An 18741-nucleotide genomic window follows, 5' to 3' on the forward strand; every position below is an offset into this window, starting at 1 on the left:
AAATTAGAATAATCAATTTGCTTTCTAAGTGATGTTCACATTTGTTAGCCCACCACAAGCAAATAACAATAATATTGTTGAAATAATCAATTAATTATGTTCTGTCTAAAAATTAAAAAATAATTTCGCCAGACTAGATTATTTAATAGTACCGAATACCTACCAAAAAATTAATAGTCTAATAAAGAAAATTTTTATGTTAAAAAATATTTCCATAAATTAATTATAATATTATCTAATAACTATGAAATTTATCGTTGAACGTGAGAAGTTACTTAAACCTCTCCAAAAAGTTAGTAGTCTGTTAGGAAACCGATTAACTTTACCTATTCTTAGCAATTTGCTATTGCAGGTAGATGAAGGTCGCTTATTGCTAACAGGTACAGATTTGGAAATAGAAATGGTCGCTCAAATTACACTGAGTACTATCTATAAGCCAGGTATAAGTACGGTATCAGCGCGTAAATTTTTTGATATTTGCCGTGGATTACCGGAAGGTGCAAAGATCGTAGTAACTTTAGAAGGAGAACGAATAGTCATTCGCTCAGAACGTAGTCGATATTCTCTTTCCACGTTACCCGCATCTGATTTTCCAAATCTAGATAATTGGGAAAGTAAAGTAGAGTTCACTATTGCTCACTCTATTCTAAAGCGACTAATTGAATCAACACAGTTTTCTATGGCGCATCAAGACGTACGTTACTACTTAAATGGAATGCTTTTTGAAACTGAAGGAAAAAAGTTGCGTACAGTAGCTACAGATGGACATCGTCTAGCAATCTGCACTATGTCAATTGGCGAAATTCTGCCATCCAATTCTGTTATTGTTCCACGAAAAGGTGTTATAGAACTTATACGAATACTTGATAACAGCGAAAATTTGATGAAACTCCAAATTGGAAGCAATAATATTCGCGCCAGAATCGGTGATTATATTTTCACTTCTAAACTGATTGATGGTCGTTTTCCTGATTATCACCGCGTATTACCAAAAAATCCTGATAAAATACTCAAAACCAGTTGCGATTTACTTAAACAGGCTTTCACTCGAGCTGCAATTATCTCTAATGAAAAGTTTCGTAATATTCGACTTTATCTTAGTCGTAATCAGCTAAAAATTACCGCTAATAATCCAGAGCATGAGGAAGCAGAGGAAGTATTAGATGTCTCTTATCAGGGTAGTGAGATTGAAATCGGTTTTAATGTTAGCTATATACTTGATGTATTAAATGCGTTAAAATGCGAGGAATTACAGTTACTTATTACCGATGAGGTATCCAGTGTTCAAATTGAAGATAGCGTTAACCAGGTGTCATCTTATGTTGTTATGCCGATTCGACTGTAATCAAGTAGTAAGGTACAGTGTAAGCGAATGGTTTTATCGTATTTATTAATTCGAAATTTTCGTAATATCGCTGCTGCTGATCTATCTTTATCTGCTAATTTCAATTTTTTTATAGGTTCTAACGGGAGTGGAAAAACTAATATTCTTGAAGCTATTTATATCCTTGGCCACGGTCGAGCATTTCGTAGTGCACAATTCGAACGGGTTATTCGATATAAGCAACCAGAATGTGTATTGCATGGACGTATTAAGAGTAGCAGTATACATACACGAACAACATCGATAGGAATTCTACGCAATCGCTTAGGCGATAGTACGGTTCGTGTTGATGGTAATAATATTTATAAAATGGCAGAACTAGCTAAATTATTGCCAATACAGCTGATTACGTCAGAAGGATTTACCCTACTTAATGGTGGACCTAAATACCGACGTGCTTTTATGGATTGGGGATGTTTTCATAACGAGCCGGATTTTTTTACTACCTGGAGTAATCTGCGTCGATTACTAAAACAGCGTAATACTATTCTGCGTCAAGTAAGTCAATATCAACAGTTACGTGCATGGGATCGAGAAATAATTCCGTTAGCTAACCGAATTACTCAATGGCGCGCAGAGTATAGTTCTAAACTTATAGCAGGTATTACTACGATATGTGAACAATTTTTACCGGAATTTCACCTTGATTTTAGTTTTCAACAAGGTTGGGACAAAAAAATCGATTTTGGCGAGCTACTAGAACGACAGTTCGAACGCGATCGAGCGCTAACTTATACTGGCTCTGGTCCCCATAAAGCGGATCTCCAGATTCGTATTGAAGGTATGCCGGTAGAATATATTCTTTCGCGTGGTCAACTTAAATTATTAATATGTGCTCTACGTTTAGCACAGGGAGAGTTCTTTACTTATAGGAACGGCCTTCAATGTCTTTATCTAATTGATGATTTTGCATCTGAACTAGATACAAGACATCGTTGTCTTTTAGCAAATCGTCTGAAAGCTACCAATGCTCAGGTTTTTGTTAGTGCGATTAGCGCAGATCAAATTTATGATATTACCAATAAAAAAGGTAAGATATTTGAGGTAGAGCAGGGTAAAATAAGCTTCCAATACAAAGTTTAAAATATAGGAAATATTGATGTCGAATTCTTATGACTCCTCAAGTATTAAAGTACTTAGGGGGCTTGATGCAGTACGTAAACGCCCAGGTATGTATATTGGTGATACTAGTGATGGTACCGGTTTACATCATATGGTATTCGAAGTTGTAGACAATGCTATTGATGAAGCCCTTGCCGGTTACTGTAAAGAAATTGTAGTCAAAATTCATGAAGACAATTCGGTTTCCGTTCAGGATGATGGACGCGGTATTCCAACTGGTATCCATGAAGAAGAGTGCGTCTCTGCCGCTGAAGTTATTATGACTATATTGCATGCAGGTGGAAAGTTTGATGATAACTCTTATAAAGTTTCGGGTGGCTTACATGGAGTTGGTGTATCAGTAGTAAATGCTTTATCTCAAAAACTTGAGTTAACAATAAAGCGTGAAGGTAAAGTATATCAACAAATCTACCATATCGGTATACCTCAATTTCCGCTAAAAATAGTAGGTAAGACCAATCAGACTGGCACTACCGTACGGTTCTGGCCAAATTTTGCTATTTTTACTAAAAATACTGAATTTCAATACGAAATATTAGCCAAGCGATTGCAGGAACTATCCTTTCTTAATTCTGGTATTTCTATCCGTCTATATGATAAACGTAATAATCAAGAAGATCACTTTCATCATAAAGGTGGCATCAAAGCCTTTTTGGAATATTTGAATAAAAACAAAATACCTATTCATCCGAATGTATTCTATTTCTCTACCGAGAAAGACAGTATCGGTGTTGAAATTGCACTTCAATGGAATAATAGTTTCTATGAAAATATTTATTGTTTTACCAATAATATCCCCCAACTCAACGGCGGTACTCATCTAGCCGGTTTCCGTGCTGCAATGACCCGCACGCTAAATTCTTATATAGATAAAGAAGGCTATAGCAAGAAGGCTAAGGTTAATGTGATTGGCGATGATGCTAGAGAAGGGCTTATCGCTGTAGTTTCTATAAAAGTGCCGGATCCACAGTTTTCATCTCAAACTAAAGATAAATTAGTTTCGTCCGAAGTGAAACCAATAGTAGAATCACTAATGAATGAACGACTAGTAGCATATCTATTAGAACATCCTAATGATGCTAAAATTGTAATTAATAAAATTATCAATACTGCTCGTGCCCGTGAAGCCGCTCGTAAAGCACGCGAAGTAACCCGTCGTAAGAGTGCATTAGATATACCAGGTTTGCCTGGTAAATTAGCAGATTGTCAGGAACGTAATCCGGCATTATCTGAACTCTACTTAGTAGAAGGTGACTCTGCTGGTGGTTCAGCTAAGCAGGGACGTAACCGTAAAAATCAAGCAATTTTACCGTTAAAAGGAAAAATTCTCAACGTTGAAAAAGCTTGTTTTGAAAAAATGCTCTCTTCGCAGGAAGTCGTTTCTCTTATTACTGCTCTTGGTTGTGGCATAGGCCGTGATGAATATAATCCAGACAAACTACGATATCATAATATTATTATTATGACTGATGCTGATGTCGATGGTTCACATATTCGTACTTTATTGTTAACCTTCTTTTATCGTCAGATGCCGGAAATGATTGAACGTGGCCATGTATTTATTGCTCAACCACCGCTTTATAAAGTAAAAAAAGGCAAGCAAGAGCAGTACATCAAAGATGATGCAGATATGGATCAGTATCAAATAGCGTTAGCAATAGATAATGCTAAATTATATATTAACTCGCATACGCCAGTTCTAACTGGAAAGTCATTAGAAAATATGTTAACTGAATACTATGCTGTACAAAAAATGATAGTTCGCATGGAATGGCGCTTCCCACGTATATTTCTTAATTACTTAATATATCAGCCAGACTTGACTAAAATACAGTTAAGTCAACAAGATCAAGTTAAAAATTGGATTACTTCACTGATACAAATACTAAACGATAATGAACAATATGGCAACAGTTATACTTATAAAATACATGAAAACCGTGAACTACATCTATTTGAACCGCTTCTCCAAGTATGGACGCATGGTATCAGTAAAGATTATTTACTAGATTATAATTTTATTCACAGCTATGAGTATAAAAAAATAGTAACATTTGGAAAAATATTAAAAAATCTTATTGAAGAAGATGCTTATATCGAACGTGGTGAACGTCGTCATCCAGTAAAAAGCTTTGAACAAGCGATAGAATGGTTAATAAAAGAATCACACCGTGGTTTAGTAGTACAACGTTATAAAGGTCTTGGCGAAATGAACCCTAGACAATTATGGGAAACTACTATGAATCCAGACAGCCGCCATATGCTACGCGTTACGATAAAGGACGCTGTTATAGCTGATCAATTGTTTACTACTCTAATGGGGGATACGGTAGAACCGCGGCGTGATTTTATCGAAAAAAATGCGTTAAAAGCTATAAATATTGATATTTAATAGAAAACGTAAACCTTATAAACCTTACAGAATTAACCCCTTATGGATTTATCCTAATTCAATTAATTGTTAGATTAAGCCAGTTAATTACAGTATTATATTTCTATATACTTGTCTATGTTTTGTGTAATATAAATTAATATTCCTGATATTATCTTAAATTTAGTATAAACTCACTCAATAATATTGAGTGAGAAATTTTTCAATTAAAATAAAAATTTTCTATTTTGTGATAAATCTGTTATCAATTTTTATTAGTAAACATGAAAAATAATAAACTTAAATTAATCGGTATTAAAATATCTAATAAAGCTGTATGTATAGCCAAAAGGAAAGCTTACAGTAATGATGCTAGCATATTAATGTAGTAGATAGTGGTTTTTCTCTATCTTTATCATATAATATTAGAAATCAAAGATTACCATCGTATCTTATAGCCTTGATTATATAAAATATTTAAATAAATATTTCTACTTAAAGCTCTAATTTTCTTTATAATTAATACTTTACTATTGCATTTAAAAATATATCTTATTCATCTAATCTTATTAGATATTGGATTAATGATAATTATTACCGGTAGACTAGTCATTAACTCCTGAGATGTTGATAATGTTTATATTTTTATCTTATTTTAGTTATTAGTTTTTGATTTATTTGATTGAGAAAATAAAGATCTCTTATATAATTTTCAATATTTTATTACCTTTTTCTTAGTAAATTAGTTTATAAAGGTATTTTATTTATTGATGCAATATCAATAAATAAAATATCGGGTTCAATCTAATTGGAAAAATGTCAAAAAATTAAAATTATTTTATATATAATATTGATTATTAATTTTATATCTAATACAAAATATTTTAAAGATATTACTTAATATTTATTAGTCTAGTAGAAAAATTCTTAATTATAATAAGATAATTAAATAGTTACCAATTCATTATTTATAAATTTGTTTAAAATTATTTTAAATAAATTTATAAATAAAGTTATTAAAAACTTTTTATTTAATCTATTAACAGTACTATTTATTTTGTAATATTTACGTATTTATAAAATCAATCATGCTACTATGTATAGTATGATTGATATAATTGACCACTAAAAACAAATGTTATAATTTATTATATAAATATCGTCTTTATTTAATATAAATAAAGTAAATAAATTTATGATTTAATAAAGTTATTTAATATACTGGGATTTTTCCAGTATTTATATAAAAGCATAAATTTTAACTTATCAATTATTTTAACTATATTGATCGTGGTCATAAAATGAATGATACTCATTTTATTTAAATTTATGTAATTTTTTAAAAAAATTTATGATATTTATTACTCTTAAAATATCATTATATCATATAGCATAAAAATTAAAAAAATTAAAAAAATTAAAAATATCTTATCTTTTTAAATTACAATATAGAGCATAAAATAATAAAGCATTGATTTTTAATAAAAAATAAATAATTTTTTTTAAAATATTAGATTCTAAAAAATCTATAATTATCTATAATACGTGGTATTTATAGTATAAATATTTTAACGAAATTTATTAATTTATTATTATATGGTAAATTATATTTTATTTTAATCTCATAGTATTATTTTATAATCACTAAATTTTTAAGAATACTTACTGAAGTAATAGTTGTTCTAAAGTTAAAAGATATTAGCTAATAGATAGTATTATTTTTAATACTAATATTATCTTCAGTCGAAATATTCTATAGTATCTCATTTTTATAAAAATTTTTCTACTCAAGTATACTACGAAAACTATAAAAAGATATTCTATTATAAATCAGTTATCTAAAAAATTTAATTCATATTAAAAATTAATATTAAAACGTAATAATAGTATTTTCTATAAAAATATACTCATATAATTTTGTTATTATATTTTTATGAGAAATAATTTTGTTATACATCCGACTATTTAGTCTCTTTAAAGAAAGCTAAAAAAGCATACTGAGCAAATAAATATATTATCAGTTAAGACTTATTTAGTTATCATGATATTAATAATTAGAATATTAATAATATCGTATATTTTATATAGTACTTATAATAAGATAACATACAGCATTAGCATTAAAAAATTAAGATAATAATCTTAACCGTATAAAATACTATTATTACAGATAATCTAATATAGTAGTTAATAATATTATAATAATTAGGTGATGAAACAATATTAAACAGTTTTATAGTGAAAACTACGTTATGAAATATACAATATATAAAACGACACAATAAAAGATTTAATTATATTGAAGTTATAGAAATCAAATTAAAGTAGTACGAAATAACACTAAAAACTTAATTAGTATTATTAGTGTAGACTAAGATAGTAACAAAAATGAATATCACTTGAAATTAAGAAAATTTTTAACAAAATAGCTTAAATTTTATCATAGTAATTCAACTATATGCTAAGGAATAAGAAGATAATTATATTATTTATATATAGTAATATTGTTTTTAAAAAATAATTAAATAGAAATAATTTTAATTTATTACGAATACAACTTACAATTCTTAACTAGTATAGATAAAGATCTTGTTTAAACAAATGATAATCTATCTTCTGATAATAAAATAACATATACATTACATATAGAACTAATATTAAAATAATAATGGTGAGATAACTTATTAAGTTGAATTCTATTATTAGAAATATAGTAGGATATATTCATCAAACTTATAATGTTTTTATAAGAACATTCTAATAGGATTTATTAAATAATCTCAATAAAGTAATACATAAAATTATGAGACATAATAAAACAATATATAGTTTATGATTATAAATATATGGATTTAATCATAATTACATCTAAGCAAATGTGGTTTTTTGTGATTTTATCAGATCAGGTATAATTTCAACTTAGCAAATTGAAATTGATATAAAATCATAACTAGCTAAAAACAAGATATATATATATCTTGTTAATTTCATTAATAAATTTACTATGATCATTATATTTTTATCAAGTACTATTTCTTTTATTACAGATAGAAATGCTTTCACAGCTTAATAATTCAATGGAGCACTACGGATAATCTTAGTATTTAGAGATTAATCCTACGCTCTAGGATAATTTAAACTTGTTTCTATTAGATTAAACTGGTAAAATAAAACATCAAAGATAAATAGATGTCTCGCTAGATTTTGTGGTAAAGCATCTTAGATGATAAATGTTTGTTATCGATATTAATCTATATTACAACAGAAATACGACAGTCTTCATCTTTTTATTGAGTTTTATCTACTATTTTATAGTAATAATACTCATTACACTGTTAGATAAGGAATGAGCTGCTTAAGATTAATGATATAAACTATTATACAACTACTGTTACTATTTTAGTAGTAGACACAACAATAACTTTAATATAATATCAAAGTCTTATTTTGATAATCAATAATTCTTTGACTTCTTTTTAAGAAAAGAAATTTAATGTTATAATCAGCAGTAAATTAATGGTTAATAACTTGCTTGTTGATTATAAATTAAAATCTGTAATATAATTAAAAATTACAATATGATAAAGATATGCAAAAATACATATTTGATATTTAAAATATCAATACTATAATACCTACTAATATCGATATAAGATCTAGTAGTAGATTATACAATATAACAAGTGACAGAAATTTTTATATAAAATTATCAAAAATAAATGTTTATAAAAACAGAATAAATTCTAGATTTGATATCAATAAACTACTTTTATTTATATTAATAAAATAAATATAAATATCTGTTTTATTAATATCATTAATAAATCAATTTTTTATCTGATAACTATCAACTAGTAAGAGATAAATAATTTTTAATAAAGTTATAAAAAGATGGATAAGTGTTTTCATACTAGGAAATAGGTCAGCTATTTATAGATTCGATAGAATTTTATTAGAGATATCTCTATTCTGATTTTAAGAAATAGTTATTTTGCTCTGGATAGAGTTAATATATTGATAATGACAGGGATTAGAAAAACTGCATTTCTCTTGGAAATTATCAGGGGGTTTTATTATAAATTTGAAACTAGATTTTTATTGTTATTCAACAGAATATAACGATATAATTGATCAATTTTATCAGTATTAAACTTCTGTAGCAATATCTACAAAAATTAGATCAAATTTTATACAATAAAATTAATGACTTAAATAAATGATCAACTCGGTTAGCATAATTTTACATCAAATTATACTAATACTAACATAGTAGTAATGTTATCATAATAAATTTTTTAAGATGAATTATAACGTATCTTATTGAATTTAAAAGTTTATAATAATAAGTTTATGTTTTAGTCATAAAAAATATTAAAAAAGTTATATTTTTTTCTTTTCCCTTAGTCCTCTTGTCGAAGATAATGCAGTACGTTCACCTCTAAACAATGGCGTAACTCTCTATGCTACATTTATTCACTGGCTTGGAATTCCATACCGGTTTAATGCTGGTGCTTGCATTAATTTTTGTTTTAATTTACGAGGCTATTAATGGTTTTCATGATACAGCTAATGCTGTTGCTACTGTTATTTATACTCGTGCACTATGCTCTCAACTGGCAGTTGCTATATCTGGTGTATTCAATTTTCTTGGGGTTTTAATGGGCGGATTGAGTGTAGCCTATACTATCGTTCATCTCTTACCAATAGACCTTTTGCTTAATGTTAGTTCAGCCCATAGCTTAGCGATGATGTTTTCTATTCTGCTTGCAGCGATTCTATGGAATTTAGGTACATGGTATTTCGGATTACCAGCTTCAAGTTCACATACCCTAATTGGCGCAATTATTGGTATTGCTCTAACTAATACGTTGATTATTGACAGTTCATTAGTTCAAGCACTTAATATTCCTAAATTAATTGAAATTTTCCTATCGCTAATTATTTCTCCTTTAGTAGGTTTAATACTAGCCAGTTCAATAATGTTCTTTCTTCGCCGTTATTTGAGTAGTACCAAAAAGTGCTACTGTATCCATTTAACGCCAGCAGAGCGTGAAAAAAAGGATGGTAAGTGCAAGCCACCATTCTGGACACGTATTACTTTAATTTTCTCCGCTGCCGGTGTGAGTTTTTCTCATGGTGCTAATGACGGACAAAAGGGGATCGGTCTTATAATGCTGGTATTAATAGGAATTTCACCAGCAGGATTTGTACTCAATATAAACGCTAGCAGCTGTGATATCAGTCGAACTCGTGATGCGGTTAATCATTTTCAACAATATTATATGAAACACCAAGACTCATTTATTCATATGATAGAGTCGGATAATCAGCTTATTCCGATACTAGCCTCGTTAAAAACCCTTTCTGCAGACCAATCTGATGTTAACATCGCGCTCATGACTAATAATCAGAAATTAAATCAAGAAAAGGTCTTTCAGCAACATAAACTGCATTATGATTCATCTAAGGTTCTGTTCGCTATCAATCATGCTTCATTGTTGTTAAAGAATCTAGATAGCTATGAAACGCTCAATACAGATCAGAGAACTCAGGTAAGACGCCTACTGATGTGTATTACTGATATAATCGATAAAATAGCTAAGTTACCCGAGACTTCTTCTATCGATAAACACTTCTTATTAAATATGCGCCAAGATCTTTTATATACAGTAGAATACGCATCGATATGGATTGTTATCGCTGTAGCATTAGCACTTTCACTTGGTACTATGGTAGGTTGGCGTCGAGTAGCTACAACTATCGGCGAGAAAATTGGAAAAAAAGGAATGACCTACGCTCATGGATTATCAGCACAGATAACAACAGCTTTGTCTATCGGTATAGCTAGCTATACTGGCATGCCAGTCTCTACTACTCACGTGCTATCATCCGCAGTTAGCGGTACAATGCTAGTTGATGGAGGTGGTATCCAGGGTAAAACTGTAAAGAATATTCTTCTTGCCTGGGCACTTACGCTTCCGACAGCGATTATTTTGTCTGGTAGCTTTTACTGGATAGCGTTAAAATTAATTTAATCTATGCCATAAGCAATAAGACGGTCAAAAGACCGTCTTATTCTGTATTTTTAATAAAATAATTAGAGAAATAAGATTGACTATTTATAATTAATACTCTAGTTATAGTATTTGCTATAATATAAAATGCTTTATTATAATATAAATTATATATTATATGTGCTTTATCTAAATTATGAAAATTTACTTTTTCATAGATTGAATTTTTATTTCTGTAAGAATTTACTACTATTATTAGTGATAGTATTTATAACTCTAAAAACTAGATACGTGATCTTATATAAATCAGGTTCTGTTTAAAATACTATCTTAACATTATATGAATATTTTCTGTTAAGATAGTATTTAATGCTTTATATTATATTAATAGAGTAAATTATAATAAGTTAAGTAAAAATACTATATCATTAATAGCAAAACTAATGTTTGTAAAAGCACTACATTATAATTATTTTTTCGAGTCTATTTATGGTTTTGTGTTTATTTTCTAAATATTTTATCTATTATCTCGATAGGCGATGATAATAAATAGATTTTTATTATTCATAATCTATTTATAGTTCTTTGTTTTATCTTTTTATATTACAATAATATTATATTATTAACTCTAGATAATAAATTCATTAATAATTGCTATAGAGATAAAACATAAGAGATTTTCACTCTCTGTCAATTATTTGAAAAAACTAATTATGCATCATGTGCTGAATTACAGCAAAAATTAGATAACTATAAAATATATTTTATTTTTTAAAAAATAAAGCGGACTAATATAGGATCTATTTCTATAAATAGAATGATCTACTGATGTTTTAAGTGATAAGTGCATTTTAATTAATATAAGTAATAATAGTAATATTATTTTAAGAATTATTATTTTTATATCTAAATAAAATAAAAGATCTAAAAAACTTATCAAAATATTTTTCTTTATTATTAGTTTTATCTTCTAAAAACGAAGAGGTATTTTAAGGTAAAAAATTAATAATAAATGCTATTTATTAACATAAGAAAAATTATTTTATAGAAATTTATTTAAAATAAAAGTCTAAAAATGGAAATACTCAAAAAATATATAATATATAACGATATGATATCATACTATTTATACAGAATTGATTTTAAAGCTATTCATTATAGAATATCATAAGATTTATATAGATAAATATTAACAAATAATATTTTTAAATTACTGAGTTAATTTAGAGTAAGAGTAAATTACTATTTGCTATTAATTGATATTATTACCTAATACTCTTATTATTGATCTATATCTTGTACTGCTAAAAATGTTATATTATTCATTTTTAGTAAAATTTTTATATAATTTTACTAAAATTTAATATTGCTACGATAAGTATGTAATACTATAAAATAATCTAGCATAGTAATGCTATGCGAACTTTTATAAAAAATACTACTAACCTTTACTCTAGAGATTAATAAAAATTGAATTATTATGCACTAATCAATAAGATATTTAGTTTTTTATTTATCGTATAAATCATATTGAATTTTTAGTTAATTAAATTAATAGCTTTCATATAAACTAATAGCTAGTAAATTTAATCTTTGACCTTATTTATTTAATTTAATAAAATACTGCAATAACTCGTTGAGTTTACAGGGATAATATTAATTACTCTCCTATTAAAGTAAAACTATCTATAAAAATAGACATAATCATTATTATATTCATGAATTTAAAAAATACCTAAAAATAACGTGGAATATAACTATTATAGTCTGATATGCTATTTATATTAAAAATGAAAGAAAATATTACTAACGTAGAAAATTTATTATTTATCAAAGAGTGATATCTTCAAAGATATGTATCGCTATGAAAAAATAAAATCAACAATAACAGAAAAAATTTATTATTGATGATCATTTTTTAATATAAAATACATAAAATTTCATGCTATATTACGGTATAAAACTAATCTATAAGAGAGGATCAAAAACTCTATCTTATATATTATATATATCAGTTAAAATTTATTAAAAAATTAATATTTATTTTTACTAAATCGAATTACAGATATTTATTCTTTTTAATAAAGATGTTTGCTGTTTATGAAACTATTATAAATAATTGAGATTAATACTCAATAGATATACGATTTTTTCTAGCCCCAATAAAAATTATTTTTTATTTAAAACCTTATCCTTAAAGATTAATATTACAATTACAATAAAAAAGAACATAGTATTGAAAATTATGCATATCACAAATCAGTTATAATTTATAAGATACTAAAATATTTTATAAATATTTAGATTAATATAAGGAATATTAGATGTTTAAAAGTTTTAATCAATGCGCTAAATAGCTCTAACGTTATAATTTGATTTTTTTAAAGATCTAGTAATATTATGTTAATGTGTTTAAGTAGAAAGTATATATAATATATGTAATATATGTAATAGATAAACTTATAAAATTGCAAACAATCAGTACTTAATAGTATAATAGATGATCTTTCAATAAGATGCAGATATATTTTCTAATTGTTTACTACCGAAACTATATCAAATATATCTGTTGGTATAGTAGCTATTATTATAGTAAATTTTACGATTTTTGATATAAAATCTGATTATAGACTTCATAGGAGAAAATTTTCATATGTAAACAAATTTCTTGGCAGAACAAGCATGAATCTAAAATATTACTATTCAGATAGCTTTGTCAAATAGAGCTAGATTAACTAGCTAAATAAACTTTGGTTATGCTACTCTATAATAATATTTTTTGATGTATTAACAATAAAATCGTTAAAAATAACTAAATATCTTTTCTATTAATTTATCAGTATCCGAAGAGATTAATACTTTTCAATAGACATTTGCTTGATTAATATCATATCAGCACTATAAGTATCTATAGGCTTATGTCATTTTTATAACTATTATTTTGTAATCCTAAAAGTACATCTTTAGGAAAAGCTAATGCATTAGCTTTATTTTATAAGATAGAGAAATTTAAAGATATCATAAGAATTTTGTCACTGTTCTTTTTTCGATATTTAGTAGAGTTTTATAAAAAATTTTATAGTTTTAACTATTCAATATGTATTAATAAAAATTATTTTAATTTTTTAAAGTTACTAATAAACATTTTTATTCAATATTTAATTAAATACAATATCCATATTGCTTACGCTATTGTAATATTTATTTTAAAATTTTCTATACGCTAAATAGATTCAGTCCAATCAAAATGGAAATATTAATATGAAATTTATGCTACCTCCCCTATTATATAGTTATGATGCCTTAGAACCGTATTTTGATCAAAAAACAATGGAAATTCATTATACCAAACATCATCAGAACTATGTCAATAATGCAAATATTGCTTTAGAAGAGTTACCAGAATTTTCTAATCTAGCAGTTAATGACTTGATACAAAAACTAGATCAGCTTCCAGTTGATAAAAGAACTGTTCTTCGTAATAATGCTGGTGGCCATGCTAATCATAGTCTGTTTTGGAATGGTTTAAAAAAAGGAACAATCTTACATGGTAAACTGAAAAGCGCTATCGAATATAATTTTGGAAGCTTTGATATGTTTAAAGAAGTGTTCGAAACAACTGCTACTACCCATTTTGGTTCTGGCTGGACTTGGCTTGTAAAAAAAGATAGTAAACTAGTAATCCTATCTACCGCTAACCAAGATAATCCACTAATGGGGGAAGAAATTTCTGGGACCTGTGGTTATCCAATTCTTTGTTTAGATATTTGGGAACATGCCTACTATCTAAAATATCAGAATCGTCGACTTGATTATATCAAGTCATTTTGGAATATAGTCAATTGGGATGAAGCAGCTACACGTTTTAGTCATACCTAATTTATTATTTTTTAGCTTACGCCGATATTAGTTAACATCTTCTACTTGCATCTAGTTGGAATTTTCTCTCACATAAAAGAGAACTAATGTGCAGTTAGACCATAGTTAAGGCTATGGCTATGAAGTTTTAAAAATAAGAAAAATAAGTATACTTCTGCTTCATATAACTTAGAGCTAATTTTGAAAAAATTTTAGCCTTAACTTGTTTACTAAAAACATATAATCTACGTATTAGTACGCTACTTTGTTACGTTAATAATATGCTATTTTTATCTAAAATTACTCGAAATATTTGTATAGCTAGGATAAAACTTAAGATAACTAATTAAACAAAACTAATATTTAGCAAGTTTATAATAAATAGTTTCTTTATTTTTATTAAAGATAGGTGTAATTAAAAAAAATACATATGAAACAACTATCATAGATATTATCTAATAAATTGATTACTTATTAAAAATTAATATAACACTATCATCTAATTTTCTATAGTATAATGAAATCACTTTTCATGATGATTTCTATAAAGTTTTTTCTAATAAAAAAAGAAAATTTCTTTAAAGAATCATAAAATTTCAATGAAAAGTCCATGTAATTAAATTTTTATTAACTATTATCGTTAGGTTTTTATCTATTAACTAGTATATTTCTATTTATTATTTTAATGATTACAACCCTGTAAATAAAAAAGTCATTTCTTAATTTAAGAATAATCTCGCATACTAAATTTCATTAGTAATAGCATCACGATATATCTTAAAAATAAAAATCATTAAACCGATGATAGCATATCGGAAACAATATAAAGTCTATTGCAATAGAGAAAGATCTGCTACTTGTAAGAACAACTCGCGCAACTGCGCGAGTAACGTTAGACGATTAATACGTATTTGAGGATCATCTACCATTACCATCACGCTATCAAAGAACGTATCTATTGGTTTACGTAATACCGACAACTCTATTAGAGCATCCTGATAACGATAAGCCATAAATAAGGGATACAGTTTTTCGCGTAATATGACTAGATGGCTAGCTAACATGATTTCTACTGGATCCTTAAGTAGCGAGTTCTGTAAGTCCTCGTAGATTGGATCTTTAGATTTAGACAATATATTAGATACCCGTTTGTTAGCTCCCACTAGTGCTACTGATTCTTCCAGGGTACGGAAATAAGTTACTGCATCTATCCTGGCATCAAAATCTATTGGTCGGGTTGGATGCCGCGCTAGTACTGCCTGAATAGCATCGATACTATACCCTTTTGTCTGGTACCAGGCACGTAAACGATTGAGCATAAAATCAACAACATCATTCACTACAGTATTATTAGTCAACTTGTCGCCGTAGAGGTGTGCTGCCTTTTCTATGAGTACTTTAAGATCTAGCGGAAGTTGTTTTTCTACAATAATGCGCAATACACCGAGTGCAGCACGGCGCAGAGCGAAAGGATCTTTATCTCTTTTTGGATATTGGCTAATACCAAAAATACCAGTTAATGTATCTATTTTATCAGCAATAGCAAGCGAACAAGATACTAGTGTCGTTGGAAGCGGATCACCAAAAAAACGTGGCTGATATTGCTCTTTTTGCGCTAGTGCTACCAACTCAGTCTCACCATCACATCGAGCATAATGCATGCCAATCACGCCTTGAATATTAGTAAATTCAAATACCATATTAGTTATCAAGTCACACTTAGATAAAAGGCCAGCACGCGCTGCCTGTGATACATTCGCACCAATCCGATCAGCGATCCAAGCCGAAAGAGCTTCAATCCGGTTGCTTTTTTCACGTAATGTACCAAGCTGTTTTTGAAACAATACTGCATCTAGTAGAGGTAGGCGATCTTCTAGTCGCTGTTTCCTATCAGAATTAAAAAAGAATTTTGCATCAGTTAAGCGTGAACGAACAACCTTTTCATTACCAATAATGATCTGTTGAGGATTTTTAGATTTAATATTTACAACAAAAATAAAGTACGGTGCTAAATTTCCTAAAGTATCATATACTGGAAAATACTTCTGGTCACTTTTCATTGTGCAAACAAGTGCTTCTGCTGGAATTGATAGAAATTTCTTTTCAAAGCTAGCAGTAAGAACAACTGGAAATTCTACTAGTGAAGTAACCTCTTCAAGCAAGTTATCATTAAGATAAACTATGCCACCTAACCGTTTAGCAGCTTCTTCTACATCTCTTTTAATCGTTTCTTTACGCTGTAGGTAGTTTGCCATTACCATACCGCGATCTAGTAGTATCTCTGGATAATCATTAGCATGTTCTACGCTCATTATTTGCTCACCCATGAAACGATGACCAAAAATAATACGATTAGCATCAATACCGAGCATATTTCCCATAATAATACTATTATTTAATAGTAACGTTATAGTGTGAACTGGCCGAATGAACTGTATTTCACTATCACCCCAACGCATCATCTTCGTAATCGGTAATTTACCTAACGCGCGTTTAGTTATGTCGAATAAAAGATTCTTTACTGCCTGTCCTTTAACTTTAGCACGATAAAAAAGCCATTCCCCCTTATCAGTAATGAGACGTTCAGTCTGGTTAACTGAAATACCACAACTACGTGCCCAACTTTTAGCTGCTTTAGTAGGATTACCGTTGATATCAAATGCTTGTGAGATAGCTGGACCATGTTTCTCAATATTTCTATCAGCTTGCGCTTTATCGAGCGAAGTGACTTTAACTGCTAGACGTCGAGGTGTGGCAAACCAGTTAACTTTTCCGTAACGAATATTAGCTGTATCGAGTTCGTAGCTAATATTAGTGGCAAAGACCTCAGCCAATGCACGTAACGTTTTTGGCGGTAACTCTTCTGTGCCAATTTCCACAAGAAAAGTATATTGTGTCATGACTACCTCTTAGTTTTATTTTTTTTACACATCGGGAAACCAAGTATTTTACGTGAAGCATAGTAAGCTTCTGCTACGGTTTTAGTTAAAGCACGAATCCGAAGGATATAGCGTTGACGTTCTGTAACCGAAATAGCTTTTCTAGCTTCGAGTAAATTAAAGCTGTGCATTGCTTTCAAAATGCGCTCATAAGCTGGCAACGGTAGAGGTTTTTCTAGAGCCATTAAATTTTTCGCCTCTTTTTCATACTGCTCTAAACAAGTGAACAAAAAATCAACATCTGCATATTCAAAGTTGTAAATAGATTGCTCAACTTCATTTTGGTGAAATACATCACCATAAGTGATACAACCTAGCTGATTATAGTTCCATATTAAATCATAAACGTTGTCGACGCCTTGAAGATACATTGATAAACGTTCAAGACCATAGGTAATTTCACCTGTTATTGGAAAGCATTCTAATCCACCTACTTGTTGAAAATAGGTAAATTGCGTCACTTCCATACCGTTTAACCAAACTTCCCAACCAAGACCCCAGGCGCCTAGTGTCTGGTTTTCCCAGTTATCTTCCACAAAACGAATATCATGAATGGTTGGATCTAAACCAATTGCTCTTAGCGAACTAAGATACAATTCTTGGATATTCTTTGGTGAAGGTTTGATGATTACCTGAAACTGATAGTAATGATATAGTCGGTTAGGATTTTCTCCATAGCGTCCATCAATTGGACGTCGCGAAGCCTGAACATAGGCTACTGAGATGGGTTCCGGACCAATAGTCCGAAGATAGGTAATTGGATGTGCGGTCCCTGCACCAACTTCAATATCCATTGATTGAACGATAGTACAGCCTTGATTCATCCAATAATATTGAAGATTTAGAATTAAACCTTGAAAAGTCTTTGGATTAAAGTATTTCATATTGAATTCGTGTATATTGCAAGTGAATATAATGATAAAATGTTACTATACCTTCTAATAACCAGGTATATAGTTTAAGTACAGAAATAATTATGAATAATTATTTTAGATACAATTATAATTGTAAGTATCTTATTTAAATTTAATAGATCAAAAATAATTTTCGATA

At 28.5% G+C, this 18741-nt stretch carries 7 protein-coding genes; 5 read left to right on the forward strand and 2 right to left on the reverse strand.

The features are described 5' to 3' along the window. The first annotated feature begins 244 nt into the window (after positions 1-244). The 5 genes from dnaN to sodA all read left to right on the forward strand — a co-directional run bounded on the left by dnaN (position 245) and on the right by sodA (position 14770). Complete coding sequence (gene dnaN / locus FVIR_RS01455; protein ID WP_067498033.1) at positions 245-1345, forward strand: DNA polymerase III subunit beta; 1101 nt, start codon at positions 245-247, stop codon at positions 1343-1345. 27 nt (positions 1346-1372) lie between these two features. Further along, positions 1373-2467 (forward strand): DNA replication/repair protein RecF, encoded by a 1095-nt coding sequence (recF, locus tag FVIR_RS01460; RefSeq protein ID WP_067498036.1) that lies wholly within the window; start codon positions 1373-1375, stop codon positions 2465-2467. Between the two features lie 16 nt (positions 2468-2483). Continuing rightward, complete coding sequence (gyrB, locus tag FVIR_RS01465) at positions 2484-4898, forward strand: DNA topoisomerase (ATP-hydrolyzing) subunit B (protein WP_067498040.1); 2415 nt, start codon at positions 2484-2486, stop codon at positions 4896-4898. Between the two features lie 4439 nt (positions 4899-9337). After that, a complete protein-coding gene (gene pitA, locus FVIR_RS01470; RefSeq protein ID WP_067498043.1) occupies positions 9338-10912 on the forward strand; it encodes an inorganic phosphate transporter PitA in 1575 nt (524 codons plus the stop codon). Positions 10913-14152: 3240 nt separating this feature from the next. Next, positions 14153-14770, forward strand: coding sequence for a superoxide dismutase [Mn] (gene sodA / locus FVIR_RS01475; RefSeq protein WP_067498046.1), 618 nt, complete (start codon positions 14153-14155; stop codon positions 14768-14770). A gap of 809 nt (positions 14771-15579) precedes the next feature. Here sodA and glyS read toward each other — a convergent pair. Both glyS and glyQ read right to left on the reverse strand, forming a co-directional pair. Next, positions 15580-17649: a glycine--tRNA ligase subunit beta gene (glyS, locus tag FVIR_RS01480; protein WP_067498048.1), complete on the reverse strand. Its 2070-nt coding sequence runs from the start codon at positions 17647-17649 to the stop codon at positions 15580-15582. A gap of 2 nt (positions 17650-17651) precedes the next feature. Beyond that, a complete protein-coding gene (gene glyQ / locus FVIR_RS01485) occupies positions 17652-18572 on the reverse strand; it encodes a glycine--tRNA ligase subunit alpha (protein ID WP_067498051.1) in 921 nt (306 codons plus the stop codon). Between the last annotated feature and the right edge of the window lie 169 nt (positions 18573-18741).

This window comes from Candidatus Gullanella endobia, from assembly GCF_900048035.1.
GTDB lineage: Bacteria > Pseudomonadota > Gammaproteobacteria > Enterobacterales > Enterobacteriaceae > Gullanella > Gullanella endobia.

Coding starts and splice junctions, on each gene's coding strand:
- dnaN (WP_067498033.1), top strand. CDS start 245: ATGAAATTTATCGTTGAACGTGAGAAGTTACTTAAACCTCTCCAAAAA.
- recF (WP_067498036.1), top strand. CDS start 1,373: ATGGTTTTATCGTATTTATTAATTCGAAATTTTCGTAATATCGCTGCT.
- gyrB (WP_067498040.1), top strand. CDS start 2,484: ATGTCGAATTCTTATGACTCCTCAAGTATTAAAGTACTTAGGGGGCTT.
- pitA (WP_067498043.1), top strand. CDS start 9,338: ATGCTACATTTATTCACTGGCTTGGAATTCCATACCGGTTTAATGCTG.
- sodA (WP_067498046.1), top strand. CDS start 14,153: ATGAAATTTATGCTACCTCCCCTATTATATAGTTATGATGCCTTAGAA.
- glyS (WP_067498048.1), bottom strand. CDS start 17,649: ATGACACAATATACTTTTCTTGTGGAAATTGGCACAGAAGAGTTACCG.
- glyQ (WP_067498051.1), bottom strand. CDS start 18,572: ATGAAATACTTTAATCCAAAGACTTTTCAAGGTTTAATTCTAAATCTT.